This is a genomic window from Sphingobacterium sp. HSC-15S19 (assembly GCF_050433745.1).
GTDB classification, from domain to species: domain Bacteria; phylum Bacteroidota; class Bacteroidia; order Sphingobacteriales; family Sphingobacteriaceae; genus Sphingobacterium; species Sphingobacterium siyangense.
This window is the reverse complement of sequence record NZ_JBNPWQ010000006.1, coordinates 80,930-101,162: the sequence shown is the minus strand read 5'-3', so window position 1 is coordinate 101,162 and position 20,233 is coordinate 80,930. Positions and strand designations below refer to the sequence as shown.

The window sequence follows — 20,233 nt, the reverse complement described above, 5'->3', positions numbered from 1 at the left end:
TGGGGCGGATTGCATGCTAATTTTACAGCATTAAATAGTTTCAGCTATTCTTGCAGCAGCGTCTGTATTTTTTCAATAGAATCCTCATTCTCCAAAAACTCAATATAAGGTAACAATGGTTCAATATCCTTTTTGTCCATTGTTTCTATGTCTTCAAATAAAGCATTTACAAAATCAGTGCAAAAAGATTTGCCAAAGCTGTAAGTGTTTATTCTCGCCAGATCCTCACAATTGATTTCGGTGGCATTCAGATTAAATACAAGCTCAGGAATTTCGTAGTCGCCTTCCGCCGGATAGCCAATATACCTAAACATGCTTTCCTTCCATACGCGAAATAGAATTTGATGTGAGACATGTTTCCCAAAGTATTCGAACACCTTGGAAAGTATATCGTAAGCGGTTTCTTTCTCAAAAACACCAGTAATGCTTTTGTCGATCAATTCGGCATAGGAAATGAAAATTGAGCTATCAAAATGAACATCAAAATTAGCGGTCAGCATGGCCACAATATGTTCTCTGGGCTGGGTTCTTAAAAGTTGTCTTGCTGTTAATGAGGTTAAGTTATGCTTTTGTTCTCGACCGTGGCTGTCGGGGAGGAGTACGGTGTGTTCTTTGTCGAGGAGCGAGATGACGAATTTCCAATCTTCGGGCCTTTTGAGAATCCTGCAGTTCTGGGCGAGATAACCGCTCCTTTTAGGGTCGGGTTTCTTATCGCCAACAATAACTTCTCCAGGTTGAATAATATGTTCTGGAGGAACTTTAAACCTGCGTATATGCACAAAGAGTTCTTCTCCGGAAGGTAACGCAAGAGTACCAAATCCTTTGTTATTGTCGAACCATTTGACTGCGCCGATAAACATGGCTGGGGTTGAGTTTTGTTTCAATAGTATAAAGGTAATGAATAAATGCCTTTATTAGGTATTGAAAATGAAATATTTGCAATTATTTGTGCTATATCACTTATTTTTCTCGTATTTACCTACTTATTTGGTTGGGGAAAAGATTTTCGGAAGGCCAAAGGCGACATATTTGTCTTCGCTTTGAATAACTTGTTAAAAGATTGGGGATGGCCAAAGCCCAAGTCGTAAGCAACTTCGCTTACGGATAGGTTTGTGATGGATAATTTTTCTTTTGCTTTGTCAATTATTTTATCATGGATGAAATGCTGGGTATTTTCACCAGTCTGCAAACGGAGCATATCGCTTAAATAGCTAGCTGAAATGTGTAGGCGATCAGCAAGATACTGTACCGTTGGGATGCCTTGTTTGGTAGAAATATTGTTAGCGAAATATGCTTCCAATATTTCCTCAAGTTTGGCTATTAAGTTTGTATTAATCGCTTTTCGTGTGATAAACTGTCTTTTATAAAATCGGTTGGCATAATTTAAAAGTAATTCAATGTGGGAAATAATCACATCTTGACTAAAGTCATCGATTCGGCTAGTTAATTCTTCATCGATGTGTCGGAAGATGGAAATAATTCGGTCTTTTTCTTTTTCGGATAAATGTAGGGCTTCATTTGTGGTATAAGAAAAAAAACCGTACTGTTTTATTTTTTTTGCTAGCGGATATCCCCAAAAGAAATCGGGATGTATCAAAAGGGTATATTGTGAGCATACTTCGCCTTCATTTGCGCCATGGTTTCCTATAATTTGATTTGGAGCGGCAAACAGAAGTCCACCTTCGTCAAAGTCATAGTAACCTTGTCCATAGATGAGTTTTCCTTTAATGCTCGGTTTGTAGGATATTTTGTAGAAATTCAATACATGCGGTTGAGGAATATTGTTGAGCATAATCTGATGAGTGCTGCCATTCACCATGCTAACCAAGGGGTGGACCGGTGTTGGAAGGCCAAAAGCACGGTGAATATCCGATAGGGATTCCATCTTTGGAAGAGCTTTTTGTTCTTTTTTCATTTTTGAATTTACATAATTCTCGTTTACAATAGTCGATAATGTAAACGAGAATGAATTATTGACATAGGGATTACTTGGAAGCGCCTTGAGCTTGGGCTGAAACAGTATCCCATTCTTTCCATGTGGCAATCCTTTCGGCATACACACTACTTACCCAAGATAGGTTCCCATTTCCTAGATTAAACCGCAAGGGAGGATTTTCTGTGTCAACAATACTGAAGATTGCAGCTGGGGTCGCATTCGGATCACCTTTCTCCATTTTTCCTAAATCAGTAAAAAATTGGGCTTTAAAATCCTGGTAGGGATCTAATGTTTCAGCAAATTGTAGAGATTCCTGACTTCCAAATTCGGTGGCATAGGCTCCGGGTTCTATGATGGTTACTCTGATGCCAAACGCTTTGACCTCAAGTGCTAAGCTTTCGTGTATTGCTTCAAATGCCCATTTTGAGGAACAATAGTATCCGATTACAGGCAGTGTAACGTGGCCTAGGCTACTTGATGTACCTAAGATGTGGCCATATCCTTGCTGACGTAATAATGGTAAAACAGCTTGAATGACAGCGACCGGTCCAAGGATATTTGTTTCGTATTGTTTTCGAATATCGTTCATGCTAGCTTCCTCAATAGTTCCAACCAGAGAGTAACCTGCATTGTTAAGGACAATGTCTAACTGGCCAAAGTGATCATATGCCTGTTGTACAACAGTTTTTACTTTTTTTGTATCGGTAACGTCCAATTCCAGTGTCAATACGTTGTCTCCATATTTCTCATTGAGATAGGCGATGGAAGAGAGTCGTCGTGCGGTAGCAATTACTTTGTCGCCTCGCTGGAGCGCTGCCTCTGTCCAGATTTTCCCGAATCCGCGCGAACTGCCCGTGATAAACCATATTTTACTTTGCGTATTTTGTGTCATATTTCTTTGTATTTGTAATACAAACTTCCATAAAGAGCGTCTAATAAAAATCGCCAAATTGAGGGAATATGTAGCCGAAAGGAGTTTTGTGAAATTTATTTAAACGAATAATTTTATGGAATTATTTTTTGTCTCTTAGTCGTAATTTTGAATTAACTTAGTATGTTAAAATCTGTTTTATAAGATAGATTTTCATTAAACGTAAAGTTCCGTATGCAGCGTGTAATTGCTAAATCCATTCTTAACAAAACAAAACAGAGAGATCCTTGGTTTCTTGATGACTATACTGTAAATCCCTATAGCGGATGCTCTTTTAACTGTCTATATTGTTATATCAGGGGTAGTAAATATGGGGTAAATATGGCTGAAAAGCTAAGTGTCAAACAGAACGCGATTGATTTGTTGGATCGTGCTTTAGCGCTCCGTGCCCGTAAAAAACAATATGGAATAATTGTACTGTCGTCTGCAACGGATCCTTATCTGCAATTTGAACAGACGGAGTTACTGACGCGGCAATTGTTGGAAATTATATTACATTATCGTTTCCCAGTGCATATTATCACCAAATCGGATCTCGTCAGTAGAGATTTTGATTTGGTGAAGCAGATTGATGCTGAAGCAATACTTCCATTTGATCTGCAAGGTAAATTAACACATCGTGCTTTTATTACCTTTTCATTTTCGACAATCGATACCGAAATTGCCAGAATATTTGAACCGGTTGCACCATCGCCTGAGCTTCGTTTGAGTACATTGAGTCAGGCGCGAATGATGGGATTGTGTAGTGGCGTAAGTTTAATGCCTTTGTTACCATTTATTTCAGATACAGGAGCTCATCTTGATCAGATGTTTTCGACTTTTCGATCCGTTGATGCAAATTATATTTTTCCAGCAACCTTGGCGTTATATGGTTCTGACCCTGGTGATAATCGGACTTTGGTTATGCGCGCGGTTGAAAAACACTATCCACAGTTCGTGGAAAAATACCAACGATTGTTTGGTCCGGACGGTAAGCTTCCCAACTATTATCGACAGGCATTTGCGGAAAAGGTAAAGGGATTATGTGTACAATATGGGCTGCGAGACCGGCTGCCGGCTGGCGATTCCTTATAATTTCTTGAGTATTTCAGTCAATTGATCAACACCAAAGTTGGATTTAAGAACCTTTGTTTCGAAATACCGTAGTTGTAGAAATAGAAGCAAGAATTTTCTATTAGAGTTAAAGGCCTGATATTTATGGAATCTATTGGGTGGATAGCTAGGGATACCGACTATACTTTTCTTGTTCTAGCTCTTAACAAATACAGATATTTTCGGTATTCCGGCAGTCTGAATTTTAACCTTTAATTGTATGTTTTGGTCCTAGCTGAAACCGATGGAAAACGAATTTTTTGTATAAATGACTTTTATGACGAAGTTTTAAATTAAAACTAAGGAAATAATTAGCCTAATTGTTCGTGTGTTTTATGGATTAAATATAGGTGTGTCTTGTTTTGTTTTTATGTTGTTTTGTTTCAAATATGTTACATTTTATTTCGTATTGTATTTTTTAAAATATTATTTGTCTGTTTTTGTGTAATTGTTTGGTTTTAAGCTATTTAATTAGTTTAATGAAATTAATTGGCGCTTTGTTTTGCTAAAAAATTAAAAAAGACATTCTGTTTCGTGTTAAAATTATATTATCTTAATACTGATTTAACCAATTGTCGTTTAATTGTTTAGTAATGCTTTATTAATAATTTACAAATATTAAATAACCTTTCTTTGTAACCGAAGAAAAACAAAACCAAATTCATGAAAACGAAACACGTATTACTTCCTGTAATGATTGGGATGTCTTTCGGCGCGTGGGCCAAGAGCAAACCTGTCTTTCTGACATCTATTCCAGATGTTGAAATTTCTGCCAAATTTCAGGGGCCTATCCGAGGCATTGTAAAAACAGCAACCGGTGAACCTATCTTAGGTGCATCAATTTTTAATTTAACTACTGGTAAAACTACACAGACTGACCAGCATGGCGATTTTGTCATTGAAGGGAAAATCGGGCATACACTGCGCTTGTCGATGATCGGTTTTGAAACACAGCAAGTAAAAGTAGAGGCAACAACTTTAACGATTCAGCTGGTTTCTACAGATCAATCGCTTGATGAAGTAATTGTTGTCGGGTATGGTAAGCAAAAAAAGGTAAACTTAACGGGTGCTGTTACACAGATTGATGCGAAGATACTTGAAAACCGTCCAGTTGCCAATGCTACTCAGGCTTTGCAGGGAGCAATACCAAATTTGAATATTACATTTACCAATGGTAGGCCAGGAGGGGAAGGGAATGTTAATATCCGGGGCTTTGCTTCGATAAACTCAGCTAATGCACAACCTCTTATTCTCATTGATGGTGTCCCAGGTAATATCAATACTATCAATCCGCGTGATATTGAATCGATATCCGTTTTAAAAGATGCTTCTGCTGCAGCGATTTATGGAGCTCGAGGGGCATTCGGTGTTATGCTAGTAACAACCAAAAAAGGAAAGGCCGGAAAAATGAACATTAATTATAGTAATAATTTTGGTTGGTCTGGACTGACTGTGCGGACAGATTTTATGACGAGCGGATATGATGCCGCGAAACTAAATGATGAAGCTTTTATTCGTGCCACTGGTAATAGTTATACGGGATATACAGAAGATGACTATGCTGAACTATTGAAACGAAAAACAGATCCGAGCCTGCCTTCCGTAGTGATTCAGAATAGAAATGGAAAAGATCAATATGTATATTATGGCAATACAGATTGGTGGAATGAGATGTATCGAAAAACACAGGCATCGATGGAACATTCGTTGAATTTCTCTGGTGGTAGTGAAAAAATTGATTATTATGTGTCGGGGCGTCTTTATGAAAAAGGTGGGCTAATGAAAATTAACCAAGATAAATTCGATGCATATAATGTTCGATCGCGCATAAATGCGCAGGTGACCCCTTGGTTGAAAGTAAGTGCAAATACCCAGCTCAATTATCAGAATTATACCTATCCGGGATGGGCGACAAGTCCAGATAATAACAATAATTTTATTTCGACAACGGTACATGCTTTACCATCTTATGTGCCAATGAATCCAGATGGTACAGCAACATATAGGACCGAGTTGAACAATTATAATATTGGTGATGGTATTTACGCAGATTTGTTGCATGGAAAGTCAAAAGGAGGCGAGGATAAATATGAGTTTATCAATATGTTTGAGACGGTATTTCAATTGGCGCCAAACTTGACCTTAACGGGGAATTACACCTTTACCTATAACCCTATACACAATTGGAATAGGAGAACTGTAGCGCCTTGGTCTGTTTTCCCGGGAGTGATCAATTACCTAGGGAATGATACGTTTACCGAAACGATTATCAATCGACCTAAACACTCACTCAACCTTTTTGCAAATTATAACAAGCAGTTAGGGGACCATCAGTTGGCGGCTACGGTGGGTTTTAACCAGGAGACTACCGGATACAAACGAATTGGTGGAACACATAATAACCTATTGTCAGAGGATCTGAATGACTTTGCTCTTGGGACTGGTCAGATGCAACTACTCGGAAATGCAAATACATGGGCACTACGAGGATACTTTGGAAGGCTGAATTACAACTATAAAGGGAAATATCTTTTGGAAGTTAATGGTCGCTATGATGGAACTTCTAAATTTCCGTCCAATCAGCGGTATGGATTTTTCCCGTCTTTTTCGGGTGGATGGCGGATCTCTGAGGAGTCTTTTATGGCAAATCTGAAACCTGTTTTGAATGAAGCTAAATTTAGAGTTTCTTATGGGGCATTGGGTAATGCGCAAGAGGCTGCTGAGTATGGTTATATCCAATTGTTGAATGCAGGGTTGTCCAATTACATAACCAATGGTACAAAAACACAATACCTGAGTGCTCCGACACCAATTTCAGCTGATTTAACCTGGGAGAGGACGAATACGTTAAATTTTGGAACAGATCTTGAATTTTTTAGAAATCGTTTGAGTGTTTCTGCTGACTATTTTATTCGAAATACGTTGGATATGTTGATCCCAGGTAAGACATTGCCAGCGGTTTTTGGTTCCGGTTCACCTCGGACCAATGCAGGCGACTTACAGAATAAGGGCTGGGAGCTTTCTGTGGCCTGGCGGGATCAACTGGAGCTGGATGGAAAACCTTTTGGCTATAATGTTGGATTGGGACTATCGGATTCCAAAGCGAAGATTACGCGTTTTGACAATAAGGAAATGTTGCTGAGTAACTATTACGTTGGCCAGACTTTGGGCGAAATTTGGGGTTATAGGACCGATGGATTTTTTCAGTCTCAGGCGGAAATTGACAATTGGAAAGTTAATCAGGATTATGTGGACAAACAACGGTTGGCTGCACCGGGAGACTGGTCTAAGCTTCATCCTGGAGATTTGAAATTTGTTGACATTGGTGGAAAGGATGGAGTTCCGGATGGAAAGGTTGATGCTGGAGACAATACATTGATGAACCCTGGGGATCAAGTTATCATCGGGAATAACAGACCCCGTTATACATTTGGTTTTAATTTGGGGGCAAATTGGCAAGGATTCGATATCTCGGCTTTCTTTCAGGGGATAGGTCGACAACATTGGTGGCCTGGAGCAAATGCAGATAAGTTTTGGGGGCCATACTCAAGACCCTATTATTCTTTTGTACCGAAGGATTTTGAACAAGATATTTGGACGCCTGAAAATGCAAATGCCTATTATCCACTGCTACGAGGTTATATTGCCTTAAATGATCGTGGATCTTTGAACGTCAAATCGGATCGTTACTTACAGGATTTAGCTTATATAAGACTAAAAAATCTAACCGTAGGATATACGGTTCCTCAGGCCTGGCTGAAGCGCGTGAAATTGGCCAATGCACGGGTTTATGTGTCAGGTGAAAATATTTGGACGGCGACTAAGCTCCGTTCCAAATATATCGATCCCGAACAGTCGGCTCAAGAGGTCAACGGAAGATCATATCCAATCTCTAAAACATTTTCATTTGGTCTAGATTTAACATTTTAATAGTATGAAAAAGATAGTATATATATATGCATTGTTGAGCTGCGGCATGATGGCTTGTAGCAAAGATTATTTGGAGCGTTTGCCTGAGTCGTCGGTTACTCCTGAGGCTTCCTTTAAAACTGAAAAGGATTTGGCACTATTTACAAAGTCATTTTACGATGCCGCACTGCCTTCGGCCGAAGGTATTTATAACGAATCGGTCGATAATATCGTTAAGACAACATTGGATGATGAATTGACCGGAAAAAGACAGGTTCCGATAAGTGGCGGTGGATGGACTTGGGCAAATCTTCGTAATATCAATTACTTTTTGGCAAATTGCTTTAATACAGTTTCAGAAACAACTGCTGCGCCTTATGCTGCCGAAGCGCGTTTTTTTAGGGCATATTTTTATTTCGATAAACTGAAACGTTTTGGAGATGTGCCTTGGTATGACAAGGTCATTGACCAAAATGACGAAGAACAACTTAAGAAGGCAAGGGATCCTAGAACTTTGGTTGTATCAAATATTCTCGCTGATCTGGACTATGCGATTGCTAATCTATCAGCTACCAAAAGTGATGAAAAAGTGACTAAATGGACTGCATTGGCCTTAAAATCCCGAGTCGCACTTTTTGAAGGAACATTTCGTAAATATCACACAGAATTTAATCTAACTGATGCAAACGGTTTGTTAGAGAAGGCAGCCGATGCAGCCAGTAAGCTTATGGAGGGAGCGCAATACAGTGTATACAATGCCGCGGGAACAGACTCTTATGGTGCGTTGTTTTATAGTGTTAATAGTTTGCCGCAAGAGGTTATTTTAGCGCGGAAATTCTCGGATGCTTTGCAAATTTGGCACAATGTAAATTATTATACGATCACGGCTTCCTATGGGAAACCTGGATTGGATAAAAATTTGGTGGATTCTTATCTGATGAAAGATGGAACGAGGTTTACCGATAAATCGAATTACCAAACAATGATGTTTAAAGAAGAGGTTCTAAATCGTGATCCACGCCTAAGCCAGACGATACGTACACCAGGCTATAAGCGTATAGGAGGTGCTGCTGTTGTTGCACCGAACTTTGGGAATTCGGTAACGGGATATCAATTGATCAAATTTGTAGGTGATGTAAAGTATGATAATTACAATCGTTCTGAAAATGATATGCCTATTTTTAGGTATGCCGAGGTTTTATTGAATTATGCTGAAGCGAAAGCAGAGTTAGGTACATTGAGCCAGGCTGATTTGGACAAATCAATTAAGTTGTTACGCGATCGTGTAGGTATGCCAAATCTAAATCTGCAAGCGGCTAAATCAAACCCAGATGCATTTTTAGCTAAAGATTATCCGAATGTAGTTGGTGATATGAAGGGGGTACTATTGGAAATAAGAAGAGAACGACGTGTGGAATTGGTTATGGAGTCTTTCCGTTGGGATGATATCTTAAGATGGAAAAGCGGGCAGTTGGTCACAAGGCAATTTAAAGGGATGTATTTTCCAGGTACAGGTAAGTTTGATCTAGATAATGATGGTAAAGATGACGTTTGGATTTATGAAGGTGACAAGCCTAGTGCTTCAGGCATTCAGTTATTGAAATTAGGGTCGGAAATCTTATTGGAAAATGGAAATAAAGGAAATGTGATTATTAACGCACATATCAAAAAAGTTTTCGATGAAAAGAAAGACTATTTATATCCAATACCTGTTCAAGAACGACAGTTAAATCCTAACCTCATCCAAAATCCAAACTGGGGAGAATAATACCCCTTAGAAAATACGATCAGTGGTCGAGCCCTTCGCCTGCTGATCGTATTTTTTTAACATAACGACGTTTTTTTTAACTATCTGTATTTTAGTTGTATATGGTGGGGAAAAGACGTTTAATTTATTTTTCGTACCTTTGTACTGTCAAAAGACAGAATGGCGTGAGTTTATTCCGCTATGGCTTTGTGCCTTTGGCACAGCCTAGGTTGTTCGTTATACTTGTTGAAGTATATTTTGGAGATGCTTTTTGAATGGAGCATTTCGTCTTTAAAAGATTAGTTTCTTTTTCATCATTGCTCTTACCGAACCGAGAGTAAAGTATGTTAGTTAATAAGTTGATTGAACTGTAAGAGTAAGATTTCGATCAAACGAACTCAACTGTAGGGATATTTTTATTTGTAAGAAAATAGCGTAGGCGTATGGCCTTAGTGGATCACTCATGCCCTTATGGTTTATTTATGTTTAAAAAAATTAAAAAATGGATAAAACTAGTAAGGTAAAAGTAAAAGTTGAAGACTTGGTACTTGTTTTCGGAAAACAGAAGAAGCAAGCTTTGAAATTACTAAATGAGGGTTTCTCCAAAAAAGAAATCTTGGCAAAGACAGATTGCACGATCGGAATCAACAAAGCTAATTTTGAAATCTTCGAGGGTGAATTCTTTGTTATAATGGGACTATCAGGGAGTGGGAAATCTACGCTGCTCCGTTGTCTTAATCGATTGAACGAACCTACATCGGGAAAGGTATTTGTCAATGGAGAGGATATTACAGGGAAAAATAATAAAGATCTTCTTGAAGTCCGTAGGACAGAAATGAGTATGGTCTTTCAAAAGTTTGGTCTGTTGCCACATCATACCGTATTAAGCAATGCCGCTTTTGGTTTAGAACTAAGAGGGGAAGAACGGGAAAAACGGGAATCTAAAGCTCAGAAAGCGCTGGATGTAGTAGGACTGAGTGGATTTGAGCAACAGTTACCGTCTCAGTTATCTGGTGGTATGCAACAGCGGGTTGGACTGGCTCGGGCACTTGCCAATGATCCCGAAGTATTGCTGATGGATGAGGCATTTTCAGCACTAGATCCCCTGATTAAAACCGAAATGCAAGATCAGCTATTGGAGTTGCAGGATAATTTACAAAAGACGATCGTTTTTATTACCCATGATCTCGATGAAGCAATCAAATTGGGCGATCGTATTGCTATTATGAAGGATGGTGTCATCGAACAGATCGGTACCGCGGAAGATATCTTGACAAATCCAGCAAGTGACTATGTTAAAGCCTTCGTTGAAAAAGTGGATCGCAAGTCTATCATTTCGGCAGGTTCCCTGATGTTTGAGAAACCTACTGTTGTACGTTTCAAAAAAGATGGCCCTGAGGGGGCTCTACGGAAAATGCGGTCGACAGGAATTGAAATTCTCCCTGTAGTTGATGCTCATGAGACTTTTCTTGGTTTTGTTCACATGAATGAAGTCATTCAATCTGCAAAGCGTAGGGAACCTACCGTAGAATCCATTATACATACTACCGTTCCAACAGTATCAAAAGAGGTGACCGTTGAAGAAATGTTGCCCCTGATATCGGAGATCCGGTCGCCAATCGCTGTGGTGAATGAACATAATCGTTTGTTGGGGATCGTAACACAGACATCGTTGATTATCGAAGCGACAAAGTATAATGAAGAAGAAATTATTGAATTAAAAGAGAAAGCAAATAATCAGTAGAAATGAATAAAGTAATCGATATAGGACAATACATCGCTGTAGCTGTAAATTGGCTGACAGATCATTTAGAACCATTTTTTAACTTGATAAAAAATACGGGGAATGCATCCATTATTGGACTGGAATGGGTGCTAACAACGATACCTTTTTTTATTATCATCGCATTATTTACAGGTTTAGCCTGGTGGAAATCTGGGAAAGGGGTTGCATTGACAACGTTGGTGGGATTAACATTGATCTATCTGATGGGATTTTGGATTGCAACGATGGAGACTTTGGCCCTGGTGTTGGTCGCTACACTAACAGCATTGGTTATATCAGTTCCTTTGGGGGTGTGGGCCGCGAAGAATAAACTAGCAGCGAAAATCATTCGGCCCTTACTTGATTTAATGCAGACGATGCCTGCCTTTGTTTACTTGATTCCAGCGGTGTTATTTTTTAGTATCGGTAAAGTCCCGGGAGCTTTTGCTACCATTATTTTCGCTATGCCACCTGCCGTCCGTTTGACGACTTTAGGGATTGATGCGGTTCCAAAAGATATCGTTGAAGCTGCACGTTCATTTGGCGCGACCAATAGTCAGATCTTATTTAAAGTAGAACTGCCCTTGGCTACAAAAACAATCTTAGCAGGGATCAATCAGACCATATTACTGTCTTTATCTATGGTTGTTATTGCCGGAATGATTGCTGCTGGTGGCTTGGGAGAAAAAGTGCTTGAGGGTATTAATAACTTGGATATTGGTCTTGGTTTTGAAAGTGGTTTGTCCGTTGTGATTCTCGCTATTATTTTGGATCGAATCACGCAGGGCTTTGTAAAAAAGAAAGCATAGTATGAGGAAAATAAAAAGTATGGTATTGTGTCTGATGGTGTTGTTGCTTGCGTCATGCAGCACAGGTCGGAATAAAAATATTATTCATATCGGTATGGTCGATGGCTGGGCCGAAGGGGTCGCAATGACAGAGGTCGCAAAAGTTATTATGGAAGAAAAGGGATATCATGTTGTTGTCCAGCGGGCTACGCCAGATATGATCTTAGCCTCCATGAACAATGGCGATACAGATCTATATATGGATGTCTGGCTGCCATTGACCCATGGAAGTAAAGTGGCTAAATTCCCCAATATTGAAGAGCTTGGAACGAGTTATAACCATGCGCGAAATGGACTTGTTGTACCGGATTACGTAACAATTGATGGAATTGAAGAGTTGAAAAAACATGAAAAAGAGTTTGATAAACGGATCATTGGAATAGAAAAAGGGGCTGGAATAACACGTGCCGTGGATCAGGTGATCAAAGATTATAGCCTCGATTATAAGCATGTGAACTCATCTACCGTAGCTATGATCACGGAATTGCAAAATGCAATCAAAGCAAAACGTTGGATTGTGGTAGCTGGCTGGCAGCCGCATTGGATGTTTGCTAAAATGAAATTGAAGTTTTTGGATGACCCCAAAAAGACATTGGGTGATGCCGAGCAAATTAAAATTTTTGCACGGGGAAACTTTAACATTGAGCAGCCTGAGCTAGCCCGATTTTTCTCCAAAGTCTACTTCGATGAATCAACAATGGCTGATTTGTTGTCAAAAATGCAGGGAAGCCAGGACAAAGCATTTACGGCAAAAGAATGGGTCAAGAAACATAACGATCTCGTAAAGGGCTGGTTATTGTAAACTGAGGTGATTAAATAGTTATGCTCCCCCAGTACGCTACCCGGCATAGCATAAGGAGGGCATTGTCATTACGACAATGCCCTTAAAAATTTACGGGCCAGTTGAATTTGTTGTTGTTGTATGCTGGATAAAGGATATCTGCTATCATCAATCCATGTGTCGAGCCCCTTTGGAAATTCCCAGGCGAAATCTAAGACTTTCGCTTTTTCTGCGGCTAAAATAATGTCATGTTTCGTTGCATTTGGATTGGCAATCTTGATGTTATTATAAATGCTATCCTGGATGAGTGGAAAGTTGTCTGCCATATCCTGATTTCTATTTGTATCCATTCTTAATTATTTTTCAAATAATTAAGAATGATTCTAAATAATTTTATACTTTAGTCAAAGATAGCAGGCATTCTATTGTTATGGGGTCTGCATAAAGGAGTAAAATGTCCGTCGAAGGGAATATTTCTGTTAAGGTATATTGCCTAATGTGCGTAAGACTATTTGAATCCTAAAAGGAATTAAAAATGGCACTAAGATTATATGATATTGATTCACCCAATTTATTATTGGAGCGGACTTACCCAAGTACCTACTTTTCTGTCGACACTGGAATTTATGAATCTGTAACACATTTAGATACTACATTTGGAAAAGGTTTTTATAAGGAGGTTTTCTTCGATGGTATTCATATTGGTTACGGTCATGCACAGTTATTTAAACGGATGCGGTTTCGTTTTGAAAGTGATTTTGAAACAGTTGAAATGCACTTTGCCTTAAAAGGCAATAGTCAGGCGAGTGGCGAAATGATGCCCTTAGGTGTAAATTTTGAGACATACCAGCATAATATTATTTACGGAAATTCAATGTGTGGTCAAATGGAGTGGGGGAATCAGGAGTTTCAGTTATGTGAAATAAACTTATCGCCCGAATTTTTTAAAAGATTCCTGCCCGAAGATTATAAATTCTTTGCAGATTTTCGGAATGCTATTGACCGTGGTAAATCGGGATTGCTGACCAATATGCATAGACGGATTACCCACGATATGTATGAAATTATCGACGATATAATCAATTGTCAACGAAAGGGAATTTTTAAGAAAATTTTCCTGGAAGCAAAGATTATGGAGCTCTTGCTTCTTCAATTGGAACAGTTTCAGGAAGAGGATTTTGTAGCAGTTTCGTTAAAAAAAGCCGATATCGATAAGATATATGCCGTTCGTGAGTTTCTACTAAAAAATATGGATACCAATAGTACACTAGTCAATCTCGCGCATCTGGTGGGTACCAATGAATTCACATTGAAAAAAGGTTTTAAGGAGCTATTTGGTACGACTGTTTTTGGTTTTTGGCATGACGCAAAAATGGAACATGCCAAGAAACTGATTTTAGATGAAGATCGAACAATCGGTGAAGTTTCTGATTTGGTTGGTTACAAAAATCAACGCCATTTTTCGGACGCCTTTAAACGTAAATTTGGAATCCCACCGAGTAAGCTAAAAAATACCTTGTAATGTGGAATAGTTTTTTTTACACTTTACGGACCTTTTATTCCTTCTTACGGAAGTTTTAATAGCGCATGAATCGGGTTTGATAAAAGTCGAATAACTACCTTTGTTTAGAAAGATTCTTAATAATGGTCTTTTGATCAAATATGTACGTAATTAGAAAATCATGGGAAAAACTGAAATGAAAGTAATACAGCTCGCCCTGACTGTAAGTAGAAAAGAATACCTGACGCCACATTATATTCGTGTTTATTTGACTGGTGATGGTGTAGATCAAATCGCTAATACGACCGTCGGAGTCAATAACAAGATCTTGATTCCGCCAAAGCATGTAGATCGCATTTATTTTCCAGAATTTGATTATGAACGAGGGCAGTGGAAGCCGATGGATGAGGCGATTAGGCCAACAGTTCGAACTTATACACATCGCGGTATCAACCTTGATAGAAATGAGGTATGGATTGATTTTGTTGCCCATGGTGATGAGGGGCCAGCTTCAGCTTGGGCTATGGCTGCAAAACCTGGCGATGTGCTTGGGATTCTAATGAAAGCAGGTAAGACCTCTCTATATGAAGTTGCAGCTAACTATCTCCTTGTTGGGGATGCAACTGCAATTCCTGTTCTGGGGGCAATCTTAGAAGATTTGCCACCTTTGGCAAAGGGAATCTGTATGATTGAAGTACATGGTAGCGAAGATATACAGCAATTGAAGACTAAGGCTGCTATTGATTTTATTTGGTTACATAATGATACGCCACAGGAAGGTAGCCTTTTGGCGGATTTGGTGAAGATCAGATCCTTGCCTGTAGCGGATAAATTTGCTTATGTAGCTGCTGAATTTTCGACAGTTAAGGAGATTCGCAATTATTTGCGTAAGGATCTCGGTTGGGGAAGAGAGGAGCTTTATGCTTATTCGTATTGGAAAGCCGGAGTTGCTGAAGATAAATCTGCTACAGATCGCCGTAGTGAGAGTGAAGAAATCCAGGCCTAACGTTTACGATAGGTTATGGAGAAACAGAAACAACTGATCTTAAACGGTAAGTTAAGTAGAGTGATGTGGCAGATGTCGTGGCCTGCCGTGATTGCAATGGTCCTGTATGGTCTGAACAATTTTCTGGATGGTATTTTTGTTGGTCATCTGATTAACAATACAGCGTTGGCAGCTGTCGGTGTAACCTATCCTTTAGCCCAATTTGCACAAGGTTTTGGTACTCTGATCGGAACAGGTATGGGGGCGGCAATTAGTATTTGGATAGGTGGGGATCAACAGGAGAAATTACATAGGTCATTTGGTACGGTGCATTTTTTGACTATTATTTTCTCTCTTATAATTACGCTCCCTTGCTATGCATTTGCCGACAAATTGGTCTACATGATGGGTGGTAGAGGTGATATATTGGCTCTTGGGGTGGATTACTTTCGAACAACCATATTGGGTAGTTTTTTCTGGATTTATGGTTTGGCCCTCAACATGATTATTCGTGCAGAGGGTCTTATGAAAACTGCGGCCTGGATGATTGCAATTGGATTGCTTGTTGATGTCTTACTTAAACCGGTTTTTATAGAACACTTTGGTTGGGGTGTATCAGGGGCAGCTTGGGCAACCAATATATCGATGATCATCTACACATTTTTAGGTGTATGGTATTACGCCGGGGGAAAGGCTTCGTTCAAAACAAAGTTTTGGTCTTTATCTTGGGATTTATCGATTTTAAAAGAAACGCTTTCATTAGGAATGCCCGGGTTTATTATGATGGTCATGATTGTAATCCAGAATATTGTTGTCTTCAACGCATTGGCTAATTACGGAAATGATATGGATATTACGTTTTTTACGGCGGTCAATCGGCTTTATATTTTATTAAATACCCCACTATGGGGGCTTATGCGGGCTTTGCAGCCTGTAACGGGGATGAACTATGGTGCTGGGCAGTATACGAGAAGTATCAATTCGTACCGTTTATTTGCCATTACTGGGCTGCTGATTCTGCTTCCGTTCTGGTTGCTGGTGATGCTTCATCCCGTTGCTGTGATATCGATACTGATACCAGAAGCGATTTTTTCAATACAGCAGCTAATGGATTTCAGAATTTACATGAGTGTTTTATTGGTTCTTCCATTTATTTTTATGGCGATGGTGTGGTTTCCTTCCATTGATCATGCCAAGCCTGCGACTTTTATCAGTGTATTGCGACAGGTTGTATTTTATATTCCTATCTTAATTATTGCGCCAAAATATTTTGGTGTACACAGCATTTACGTAGCGAGCGCGGCGATAGATTGGATTATTTTCATTATAGTCATCTATGCGGTTCGACGAAGCACGCGGAAGCTCAATATGCAAGTTGATGTATAAGACATTGCAGCGCGAACGATGTTAATGTTAAGTTAAGCAATCTTTAAGATTGCATTGTTAATATACTACTCATCTTCTAGTAATATAGGTTTCATTTTTTTGGGCAAAATTCAAAATAATGAAACCTATTAAACTACCTCAATTTAGGAAAACAGCTCAGGTGACCTTAGCTATTGCATTGCTGAATGCGGCACATGTCGATAGCGTATGGGCAAACTTTGCGAATGAAACTACCAAGCTCGAAATTGCCGATCAAGCTATTATTAAAGGGATTGTTAAGGATCAGGACGGCAAACCTATTGACGGCGGCACGATCATCAATGAAACCAGCAAACAGAGTACGCGTACAGAGTTTAATGGTAAATTCAATCTGAAAGGTCAGGTTGGCGACCAAATCCGTGTTTCTTCTTTAGGATATAAAACAGCTACAATAACTGCTACAGATGGGGATCTTGTGGTGGTTTTGGAAAAGGATGATTCAAAGTTGGATGAGGTTGTTGTCACGGCAATTGGTATCAAGCAACAAAAGAAGCAAATTGGTTACGCTACTCAAGAAGTTAAATTAGACGTACTTAAAGAGTCTAAAACAATGAATATTGGTACAGCGCTAACGGGACAAGTATCTGGTCTTATCGTTAATAATCCAACGGGGATTTTTCAGGCACCATCTTTTCAATTGCGTGGTAAGAGCCCACTTATTGTCGTAGATGGTATTCCTGTAGAATCTGATTTTTACGACATGTCCAGTCAAAACATAGAGAATATCAATGTACTGAAAGGAACAGCCGCTTCATCTTTATATGGATCACGCGGTAAAAATGGCGCGATCTTAATTACAACCAAAAGTGCAAAAAGCGATAGGCTGGAGTTTTCGGTTGGAACCAGTAATATGTTTTCTGCTGGATTTACAGTTTTTCCTGAATCGCAGAAGGAGTTCGGAAGTGGATCCAACGGTAAATATGAGTTTTGGGATGGTGCTGATGGGGGGATTTCAGATGGAGATATGACATGGGGACCCAAATTGAACTCCGGAATAAAGGTGGCACAATGGAACAGTCCGATTCGTGATAAGCAAACTGGTGAAGTGATTCCTTGGTGGGGTGATGTGAGTGGAACCAAGTATAATGATAAGTCACGTTATGAAAGAGTGCCGATTGATTGGGGCGCACATAACAATTTAGAGGATTTCCTTGGAACTGGACTGATTACCGAGAATAATGCGACATTATCGTATCGTTCGGAAAAGGTAAGCATATTTGGAACAGGAAAATATGCCTATCAAAAAGGTCAGGTGCCCAATACAAAGCTTTCTACAGGTGGATTAAATTTGAATACCTCTTACCGTTTTACTCCTGAGGTACAATTAGATCTTAACTTATCCTATAACAAAGTGAAATCTCCAAATTATCCAAGGTATGGATATGGACCTAAAAATCATATGTATACGATTTTGTTGTGGATGGGAAATGATGTAAATGGACAGGAATTAAAGGATCACCTCTATATTCCGGGACAGGAAGGCTATCGTCAAGCAAACTATAACTATGCTTGGTACAACAACCCTTATTTTGCAGCTAATGAGTTGAACCAAGTATACGATCAGGATATTTTGGCCGGGCAGACTGCTTTAACTTGGCGTATTTCACCTGAATTTACCATCAAAGGTCGTGCTGCAGCAAGACAAAAAAATCTATTCCAGGACATGCAGAGTCCTAAGTCTTATATGAATTATGGCGATTCACGGAATGGGGATTATAAAAACTGGGATAGCAAGCAGCTCAATTTTGATGCGGACGTCTTAGCAACCTATATTAAGCAGTTGTCTGATAATTTCGGTGTAACCGTTAATGCGGGATCTTCCACTTTCAAAAGAGATTATCGTGAGCTTTATCAAACTACTGATGGTTTAGTTGTACCATTTGTCTACAACTTAGGCAATACCCAAGGTCCAGTTAAGGCAACAAATACAACAACTGAGAAAATAATCCGAAGTGCTTATGCGTCGGTAAACTTAAATGTGTTTAAGTCGACCTATCTGAATTTTTCAGGAAGAAATGACTGGTCATCCACATTATCAAAGGCAAATCAGTCATTCTTTTATCCATCGGTTTCACTAAGTAGTGTTATCTCCGATTATTTTAAACTGCCAGCGCAAATTGACTTTGTTAAATTGTACAGTTCCTGGGCATCAGTATCTTCTGATCTGGATCCTTATAGCATTGCTGCGACTTATAAAAAAGATGTTACCTATGGTTCGACGCCATCAGTAACCTATCCTGTAGGTATTATTAATCCTGATATCCTTCCGCAGCAGTCCATTTCCTTAGAAATTGGTGCTTCTATGGCTTTCTTTAAAAATAGGCTTTCGGCTGATGTAACGTACTATAATGTTGTTGATAAAAATCAGATCATCGATTTGAGTATTTCCCAAGCATCCGCTTTTACTTCGCGTAAAGTAAATGGAAATAAATACCGTACAAAAGGATTGGAGATTTCTTTGACAGGGAATATAATTAAAAATGAACAATTTTCGTGGACGTCTACTGTTAACTGGTCTCGTGCAATTCAGCGTTTGGAAGAAATTTACAATAACCAAGCGAAATACGGTAATCTTAAAAAAGGCGATCGTGCAGACAGCTATTATGGTACTGTCTGGGAAAAATCGGCTGATGGTAAGGTTATCTTGAATCCGAATACGGGTATGCCGACCAAAAATCCATTTCCACAGTATTTAGGTTACTTTCAACCGGACTGGCAATTTGGTTTTGCAAACCAGTTCAAATTTAAGGGATTTCAGGTAAATCTTGATTTCGACGGATCTATTGGCGGCGTGATGAATTCGACAACCATAGAAAAAATGTGGTGGGGTGGAAAGCATCCTTCTTCGGTCTTATATCGTCAGGAACAATATGATGCAGGGAAACCAGTTTTTGTACCAGATGGGGTGATCGTAACAGGGGGTGAGCTTACCCGCGACGTGAACGGTAATATTACTTCAGATACCCGAACGTATACAAGTAATACAAAAGCTGTTGATTGGCAGGCTTGGAGTCAAAATTATCCTTACCAGGCCAGAGTTACAGAGTCTGAGAGTAAACTGTTTGCCAATGTGTTTGATCGATCATTTGTAAAACTGCGTAGACTTTCGGTAGGTTATGATGTCAATAAGGTGTTTAAATTAAAACAGCTTACGGCCTTAAATGCATCACTATTTGGCTATAATTTGGCTATGTGGAAGAAAGTACCTTATATCGATCCTGATTTTGGTGTTGGGAACGATGGAAACTTACAAGATCCTTCCACGCGATATATTGGTTTTTCTCTAGATTTTAAGTTTTAATAACGTAGTACG

Annotated in this window: 14 protein-coding genes; 10 read left to right on the top strand and 4 right to left on the bottom strand. The window is 39.2% G+C overall.

Annotated features, from left to right (window positions below; translation table 11 throughout):
• Window positions 1-44: 44 nt before the first annotated feature.
• From L1283_RS06545 to L1283_RS06535, 3 genes are all read right to left on the bottom strand, one after another.
• The gene (locus L1283_RS06545) at window positions 45-884 is read right to left on the bottom strand and encodes a cold-shock protein (RefSeq protein WP_145327869.1); all 840 of its coding nucleotides are present in this window, start codon (window positions 882-884) and stop codon (window positions 45-47) included.
• A 95-nt stretch (window positions 885-979) separates the two neighbouring features.
• Complete coding sequence (locus tag L1283_RS06540) at window positions 980-1,915, bottom strand: helix-turn-helix domain-containing protein (RefSeq protein ID WP_075993485.1); 936 nt, start codon at window positions 1,913-1,915, stop codon at window positions 980-982.
• A gap of 70 nt (window positions 1,916-1,985) precedes the next feature.
• Window positions 1,986-2,828 (bottom strand): SDR family NAD(P)-dependent oxidoreductase, encoded by an 843-nt coding sequence (locus L1283_RS06535; RefSeq protein ID WP_075993484.1) that lies wholly within the window; start codon window positions 2,826-2,828, stop codon window positions 1,986-1,988.
• A gap of 213 nt (window positions 2,829-3,041) precedes the next feature.
• Between L1283_RS06535 and L1283_RS06530 the strand changes: the two genes are divergently transcribed.
• From L1283_RS06530 to L1283_RS06505, 6 genes are all read left to right on the top strand, one after another.
• Entirely contained in the window at window positions 3,042-3,941 is a 900-nt protein-coding gene (locus tag L1283_RS06530; protein ID WP_349681401.1) for an SPL family radical SAM protein, read from the top strand.
• Window positions 3,942-4,622: 681 nt separating this feature from the next.
• Entirely contained in the window at window positions 4,623-7,889 is a 3,267-nt protein-coding gene (locus L1283_RS06525; protein WP_312352648.1) for a SusC/RagA family TonB-linked outer membrane protein, read from the top strand.
• 4 nt (window positions 7,890-7,893) lie between these two features.
• A complete protein-coding gene (locus tag L1283_RS06520; protein WP_286734781.1) occupies window positions 7,894-9,636 on the top strand; it encodes a RagB/SusD family nutrient uptake outer membrane protein in 1,743 nt (580 codons plus the stop codon).
• A 481-nt stretch (window positions 9,637-10,117) separates the two neighbouring features.
• The gene (locus L1283_RS06515; protein ID WP_075993480.1) at window positions 10,118-11,359 is read left to right on the top strand and encodes a quaternary amine ABC transporter ATP-binding protein; all 1,242 of its coding nucleotides are present in this window, start codon (window positions 10,118-10,120) and stop codon (window positions 11,357-11,359) included.
• Between the two features lie 2 nt (window positions 11,360-11,361).
• Entirely contained in the window at window positions 11,362-12,189 is an 828-nt protein-coding gene (locus tag L1283_RS06510) for an ABC transporter permease (protein WP_075993479.1), read from the top strand.
• A 1-nt stretch (window position 12,190) separates the two neighbouring features.
• Window positions 12,191-13,030 carry a glycine betaine ABC transporter substrate-binding protein gene (locus L1283_RS06505; RefSeq protein WP_088162284.1) on the top strand — a complete coding sequence of 280 codons (840 nt, stop codon included), beginning with the start codon at window positions 12,191-12,193 and terminating at the stop codon, window positions 13,028-13,030.
• Window positions 13,031-13,098: 68 nt separating this feature from the next.
• Here L1283_RS06505 and L1283_RS06500 read toward each other — a convergent pair whose 3' ends face one another.
• Window positions 13,099-13,359 (bottom strand): hypothetical protein, encoded by a 261-nt coding sequence (locus L1283_RS06500; protein WP_046675378.1) that lies wholly within the window; start codon window positions 13,357-13,359, stop codon window positions 13,099-13,101.
• 185 nt (window positions 13,360-13,544) lie between these two features.
• Here L1283_RS06500 and L1283_RS06495 point away from each other — a divergent pair, with 185 nt between their 5' ends.
• From L1283_RS06495 to L1283_RS06480, 4 genes are all read left to right on the top strand, one after another.
• On the top strand, window positions 13,545-14,531 hold the full coding sequence (locus L1283_RS06495) for a helix-turn-helix transcriptional regulator (protein ID WP_115050491.1): 987 nt from the start codon (window positions 13,545-13,547) through the stop codon (window positions 14,529-14,531).
• A 160-nt stretch (window positions 14,532-14,691) separates the two neighbouring features.
• The gene (locus L1283_RS06490) at window positions 14,692-15,516 is read left to right on the top strand and encodes a siderophore-interacting protein (RefSeq protein ID WP_070567954.1); all 825 of its coding nucleotides are present in this window, start codon (window positions 14,692-14,694) and stop codon (window positions 15,514-15,516) included.
• A gap of 15 nt (window positions 15,517-15,531) precedes the next feature.
• On the top strand, window positions 15,532-16,881 hold the full coding sequence (locus tag L1283_RS06485; RefSeq protein WP_145327867.1) for an MATE family efflux transporter: 1,350 nt from the start codon (window positions 15,532-15,534) through the stop codon (window positions 16,879-16,881).
• A gap of 118 nt (window positions 16,882-16,999) precedes the next feature.
• On the top strand, window positions 17,000-20,221 hold the full coding sequence (locus L1283_RS06480) for a SusC/RagA family TonB-linked outer membrane protein (protein WP_145327866.1): 3,222 nt from the start codon (window positions 17,000-17,002) through the stop codon (window positions 20,219-20,221).
• Window positions 20,222-20,233: the final 12 nt, after the last annotated feature.